This is a genomic window from Streptomyces sp. KR55, from assembly GCF_052245645.1.
GTDB classification, from domain to species: domain Bacteria; phylum Actinomycetota; class Actinomycetes; order Streptomycetales; family Streptomycetaceae; genus Streptomyces; species Streptomyces flavusporus.
In genome coordinates, this window is the sequence record NZ_JBQQCE010000005.1 from 48,249 (window position 1) to 54,340 (window position 6,092).

The 6,092-nt window shown below is 68.3% G+C and carries 5 protein-coding genes and 1 pseudogene; 4 read left to right on the top strand and 2 right to left on the bottom strand.

From position 1 onward, the window contains the following. The first annotated feature begins 74 nt into the window (after positions 1–74). Positions 75–1,049 (top strand): hypothetical protein, encoded by a 975-nt coding sequence (locus ACTWQJ_RS01580; RefSeq protein WP_443304800.1) that lies wholly within the window; start codon positions 75–77, stop codon positions 1,047–1,049. A 645-nt stretch (positions 1,050–1,694) separates the two neighbouring features. Here ACTWQJ_RS01580 and ACTWQJ_RS01585 read toward each other — a convergent pair. Then, positions 1,695–1,975 (bottom strand): annotated as a pseudogene (locus tag ACTWQJ_RS01585) (redoxin domain-containing protein); the annotation flags it as partial. Positions 1,976–2,007: 32 nt separating this feature from the next. Beyond that, entirely contained in the window at positions 2,008–3,378 is a 1,371-nt protein-coding gene (locus tag ACTWQJ_RS01590) for an FAD-binding oxidoreductase (RefSeq protein ID WP_443304801.1), read from the bottom strand. 154 nt (positions 3,379–3,532) lie between these two features. On the opposite strand from ACTWQJ_RS01590, the gene ACTWQJ_RS01595 reads away from it, so the two are divergent. From ACTWQJ_RS01595 to ACTWQJ_RS01605, 3 genes are all read left to right on the top strand, one after another. Continuing rightward, positions 3,533–4,231, top strand: a complete 699-nt coding sequence (locus tag ACTWQJ_RS01595) for a winged helix-turn-helix transcriptional regulator (protein ID WP_443304803.1) — start codon at positions 3,533–3,535, stop codon at positions 4,229–4,231. A gap of 159 nt (positions 4,232–4,390) precedes the next feature. After that, the gene (locus tag ACTWQJ_RS01600) at positions 4,391–5,281 is read left to right on the top strand and encodes an alpha/beta fold hydrolase (protein ID WP_443304804.1); all 891 of its coding nucleotides are present in this window, start codon (positions 4,391–4,393) and stop codon (positions 5,279–5,281) included. Between the two features lie 100 nt (positions 5,282–5,381). Beyond that, the coding region (locus ACTWQJ_RS01605; protein ID WP_443304805.1) for an alpha/beta fold hydrolase at positions 5,382–6,092 on the top strand (711 nt) is incomplete at its 3' end.

Below are 6,092 nucleotides of genomic sequence, written 5' to 3' on the forward strand. Positions count from 1 at the left end.
CCGACTGCGGGGAGTTGGTCAAACGGGCCCGCCACTCGTGGGTCGAGATAGGCGGCACGCGCTCGGGTAGTTGGTTGATCGGGACGCGCGTCGACGTGGGCCGCGCCTTCGCGGATCCTCTGCCTGCGCCAGACGACGAGCAGCTGTACATGCTGGGCGCGGCGCACAGGTCCTGCCTCGCAACCGCCGTCGGACTTCTCCGCGCGGGCAGAGCCCAACTGGCTGACGAACTGACCGTGATGAACATCGAACCGATCACCAGCGACCGCGCCCACGAGAACTGGTTGCCGCCTCCGCCGAGCCGCTGCCCCTTCTGCTTGGACCCGCACGGTCAGCGCACCGACGAGGACATCTACCCCAAGTGGCTCGTACGCGAGATGAAGCGACATGGCATTCGGAGCACGGACCCGCAGCGGCGGCGTATCAGCTGGCCGACGACGCCAGTCTGCCAGCACTGCAACAACACGTGGATGTCGGCTCTGGAGAACGACGTCAAGGACATCCTCACCCCAATGTTCCACCAGGTGAGATCGCTCGACGAGCACGCTCAAGGTCGACTCGCTCTGTGGGCCGCCAAGATGGCCGTCCTCATGGACGCGGTGGGCGGCAACATCGTTCCGCACGGAGCCGGCCAGGGTCTGGAGGTCTACCGTCAGCCACATCACGGCATGCGGGTCTGGATCGCCGCCTACCATGACCCGAACCCTTTGGCTCTGGTGTCGCGCCCGATCTACATGCCCGGGGAGAATCCGAAGCACGAGCTGCTCGGCCTGTGCGTCACGTTCTCAGTCGTCAAAGTCGCGTTCCAAGTCTTCATCCCCTTCTTCGATGGGGACCTCGCGCCCCTTGAAGACTTTCATGGCTCCGTCCTGCAGATATGGCCCCCAACTAGGCCCCAGCTGGACTGGCCACCTCCGTTCCAGTTCGACCAGACGTCCATCCAGGCGCTCGCAGTAAGAATCAACGACAACCGCGAGGACGTGACGATGGAGGTGAACCTCAGCGCGGCGGTACGGGTGAGGCGAACGCCTTCAGAAGACCCAGGGTGAAACCTCCGGTAGATCGTCGACCACTGTCAACGCTCATCATCAGCATCGCCGCCGCCATCAAGCCACACATGCCGACGCGACCGGCCAGACACGCATCGGTGCGCATCGGACTACGTAGTTGGGCGCGGCGTCGATGGGTGCAGTCGCGATGACGCTGCTCAGTCGACCTGCGAGTCGAGTCATCCCGAGCATGGAAGGCGCCTCCCCGGCTGCCGTCGGCCTCTCAATCACGGCGCCGTGCCCATAGCGTGCCCTTAAGGGCGGACAACAGGGGTCAACAGCGGTGCGAGCTCGCTCTCACAGGGCCACGCCTGAGGCACATAAGCGCAGGTCAACCGCCATGTCGCTTCCCAAGCTGAGAGCGCGAGTTCGATTCTCGTCACCCGCTCCAGAGAGAAACCCCAGGTCAGCGACCTGGGGTTTATTGGTTGTCTAGACCATTTTGTAGCTTCGCGCCCTCCGTGTGCCCTAAGTCGCGTGGATGTGCCCGCGGGAGGGGTTCCGGAGGCACTTGCTGACGATACGTCAGCCAATGGCGAGGGGCGGCAATGGGCCGCGTCAGCCTCGGCAAGCTCAAGGGCAACCAGCGTCAGCTGCCGAACTCGCCCGTGCCTGACAGCACTGGTGCTGGTCAGGCTGCCTGCCTCAGGCCAGCGCGTCGAGCGCGGCGGCGAGGATGTCGCCCGGTTCGGCATGGGTGGTGTAGTCGGTGTTGCCGAAGGCCAGCGGATCACGCCGTCGCGGTCGATGACGTACGTGGCGGGCAGCGGCAGGGTGCGTGGGTGACCGTCGTTGACGCGCTGGAGGTCAAAGCCGAGCTTGTCGTAGACGGCTGCGAGGTCGTCAGGGCGATCGAAGGCAAGGGCGTACTGCTTGGCAGCGTCCGAGCCGATATCGCTGAGGACGTCGAAGGCGAGGTCATGCTTCACGATCCGGCGTCGATCGTCGCCGGCCGTGCTCAGCCGGGGTGAATGTTCTTGTTGTGGCAGAAGGCGTTGTCGGGGTCGTACTTGGCCTTGATCTCGGCCAGTCGCCGATAGACGCGCTCGCCGTACGCCTCTCGAACACGGCTGTTGCCGTCGTCGGAATCAAGGAAATTGACGTAGACGCTGTTGGCGCGGTGCGGCTGAAGGGCGTGGAGGAACCGCCGCGCCCACGCGGTCTCGGCTGCGGCGTGCTCGCCCGACTCACCGGGCAGCCATACGGCGTCGATGTTGATGTTGTGGGCCACATCGCGGCCGGCATAGGCAGTGGCGGTGTGGATGCCTCGGGTGACGGCGCCGCCCATGTGGAACATCACCGCGTACGACCGGGGCGAGCCGGCCCTGTAGGCGTGGTCGGCGATGACGGAGATGGTGTCGTCGGACAGGTCGGCGAGGTCCGTGGACTTCCAGTAGTAGTGCCAGCCGTGGGGCGTGGTGTCGTCGGTGGCACTCTGGTGGGCGCAGTACGGCTTGGGTGCGAGCAGATCCACCAGCGGCGTCCCCAGCCGTCGCAGGGCCTCCACCGCGCGCTCGCCGTCGGCGATCGGGCCGGCATAGCAGCAGACGACGGCGATGGCGGGCCGCCAGTGCAGCTCCTCGGGGATGACTGGCAGCGGGGGCACGGTCCCGAGCCTGACCACAGTGCCGAGTTCGTCGGGTGCCGCGGCGGCGAAGTCCCGGTAGAGGCGCAACACGTCGGTGGTGTCGTCGGCGGCCCAGAAGACGGGTCCGGCCAGGACCGTCGGGCCGACTCCGTGCAGCGCGAACCGGAACAGGGTGACAACGCCGAAGTTGCCGCCGCCGCCTCGCAGCGCCCAGAACAGATCGGGGTGGTCGTCCGCGGACGCATGGAGGATGCTGCCGTCGGCGGTGACCACCTCGGCGGTCAGCAGGTTGTCGACGGCGAGCCCGTGTTTGCGCATGAGGAAGCCGATGCCGCCGCCGAGGGTCAGCCCGGCGACGCCGGTGTGGCTCACGATGCCCCCTGTGGTGGCCAGCGCGTGAGCCTGCGTCTCCTGGTCGACGTCGGCCCACAGGGCACCGCCCTGGACCCAGGCCGTGCGGTCGGCCGGGTCGACCGACACTGCCCGCATTGTCGAGAGGTCGATGACGATCCCGTCGTCGCACACTGCGGTGCCGGCCACGTTGTGGCCGCCGCCCCGCACGGCGATCTCCAGGTCGTGATCGCGGGCGAAACGCACGGCCGCGGCGACGTCGGCGGTGCCTTCGCATCGGGCGATCAGCCGGGGGCGCCGGTCCACGGCGCCGTTCCACACTGCTCGGGCGGTGTCGTAGCCGGCGTCGTCACGGGTGATCAGCCGGCCTCGGAACCCGTCGATCTTCATGGCGGTCGCCTCCTCCCTCGGGTGGCCAACTTGCTGGGAGGTCCTTCTCCAATCTCCTCGCGTATCGATCTCATCGCACCTCTGGAGGCCGCGGATGTGAAGTCAAGAATCTGGACTTCAGGGCCTGGGGCAGCAGGAGTGCGACACTGATGGCGTGCGGAGCTACGGCCAGTACTGCCCGATCGCCCGCGGCGCCGAGATCTTCGCCGAGCGCTGGACACCGTTGATCATCCGCAACCTGTACCTGGGCTGTGGAAGCTTCGGCGAGATCCTTCAGGGCGCCCCCGGGCTCTCCCGCACACTGCTCTCGCAGAGGCTCAAGCAGCTCGAACGATTCGGCATCGTCAAGGCGGCACCCAAACCCGACGGGCGCGGAAGCCACTACGAGCTCACGCCCGCGGGACACGACCTGTTCAAGGTCTGCGTGTCGCTCGGCGAGTGGGGTGCTGCCTGGCTCGAGATCGCCCCCGAGCACCTCGATCCCTTTGTGGCGCTGTGGTCGATGTGCAACATGCTCCGCCGAGACCGGCTCCCGGACCGGCGCGTCGTCATCCGCTTCGACTTCACCGGCCGCCCGCGCCCCGAGCGGTACTGGCTGCTGATCGACCACGGAGAGACCGAGATCTGCAAGACGTACCCCGGCCTCGACGAGGACCTCTACATCACGGCGGAAGCCGAAGCCTTCGTCAAATGGCACGCGGGCCAGCAGACCTGGGCCGACGCCGTCCGCGACTGCCGCATCCAACTCCACGGCCCCTTCTGGCTCGTACGAGCGTTCCCCACGTGGAACGCCCGCAGCGCCTTCGCCCACATCAAACCGGTCTCCCGAAACACGGCGAGTCCGGCAGCCTGACATCTTCGACAGCACGCCTCTCGGACCAGGGGGGAACAAGTACACGTCTGGCGAGCTTTGGTGACTATGTGCCCCAAGCAGATGGGTAGGTCTGCCGATGCGCGGTCGGCGGTCGTAAAGCAAGCCTGATGCTGTCCTTCGAGGAGAGGAGCGGCAGCGATGGCACACATCAATGGGGGCGCCGTAGCCTCGGCGGAGCCCTTGAAGTTCGTTCGGGTCAACGGGGTGCGCATCGCGTACGAGTCGACCGGTGACGGGCCGGTTCCGCTCGTTCTCGTGCACGGCAGTTGGGGGTCGCACCACAACTGGGATCCGGTCGTACCCGGCCTGGTCCCCGATTTCCGTGTCGTCACCTACGACCGGAGGGGCCACAGCGGCAGCGAGCGTCTCGTCGGCCAGGGCAGTTTCGACGAGGACGTGGCCGACCTCGCCGCGCTGATCGAGCGTCTCAAGGCTGCCCCCGCGTGCGTCGTCGGCAACTCGGCCGGCGCGGCCATCACCCTCCGGCTGGCCGCGGCGCGCCCGGACCTGCTGCGCGGGATCGTCGTGCACGAACCGCCGCTGTGGTCCCTGCTCACGGCGGGCAGCGCCGAGGCTGCCCGGTACGAGGCCGTCGAACATGGGCCTCTCGCGGAGGTGCTGCGCCGCATCTCCGCGGGCGACCACGCCGGTGCGGCCGAGCTGTTCGTGGACGCGGTGGCTCTCGGGCCCGGCAGCTGGGCGCGGATGCCCGAGGGCATGCGGCGGACGTTCGTCGAGAACGCCCCGACGTTCCTCGACGAGGAGAACGACACGGGCGCCCGGACCATCGACGAGACCGCGCTGGCCCGGTATCGCGGGCCCGTGCTGCCCACGTCCGGCGACCGGAGCCCGCCTCTGTTCCGGCCGGTGCTGACGCGGCTCGCGGAGCTGTTGCCGCAGGCCGAGCACGTCGTCTACGCCGGTGCGGGCCACATACCGCACGTGACGCATCCGGGGGCGTTCGTGCACGAGGTCGTGGCGTTCATGTCCCGGTCGTACAGCGAGGCCGATCTGGAGGCACGGAGATGAACGGCGTGAGCAAGGGTCTCGCCGCCGACCGGTTCGACGTCCGAGCACCCGACGGAGCGCGATCGCGGTCTGGGTCGAGGGCGCGGGACCCGCGTTGGTGATGGTGCACGGTTCGCTGCAGGACCACACCATTTCGTCCGCCCTGGTGGGTGAGCTCCGTACGGACCTCGCCACCTTCGCCATGGACCGTCGCGGCTTCGGCGCGAGCGGCGACGGCGCCGCGTATGCGATCGAGCGGGAGTTCGAGGACGTCGCGGCCGTGGTCGACACGATTGCCGCGCGGGTCAGCGGCCCGGTCGCCGTGTGGGGCCACTCCTACGGAGCGAGCCTTGCGATGGGCGGCGCGACGCTCACGGGGAACATCAGCCACCTGCTGCTGTACGAGCCCAGCCTCGGGCTCGCCTACCCCGAGGGCTGGATCGAGAAGGCCGAGAAGGCGCTCGCCGACGGCGACGACGAGGCGGCCATCGTCCTGGCGTTCCGGGACGTCCTCGACTTCACCGACGACCAGATCCGCGCCATGCGGTCCGGCCCGGAATGGGCCCGCCGCGTCGCCGTGGCACCGACCGTGGCACGGGAGGCACGTGCCGAGGAGGGCTGGGTGTACCGGCCGGGCCAGTTCGAAGGGATCACGGCGCGGACGTTGCTGCTGTCCGGTTCGCAGAGCCCACCAGCCCTCAAGCAGGCCACCGACGCGGCGGCGGCGGCGATCCCCGGCGCCCGGATCCGCCTCCTCGACGGTCACGCGCACATCGCCCACCGAACCGACCCCGCCATGGTGGCCGCCGTCGTACGGGAGTTCCTGGCATCG

Excerpts from the sequence above, each read along its gene's own strand:
- ACTWQJ_RS01600 (WP_443304804.1), top strand. The coding sequence starts at position 4,391 with ATGGCACACATCAATGGGGGCGCCGTAGCCTCGGCGGAGCCCTTGAAG.
- ACTWQJ_RS01590 (WP_443304801.1), bottom strand. The coding sequence starts at position 3,378 with ATGAAGATCGACGGGTTCCGAGGCCGGCTGATCACCCGTGACGACGCC.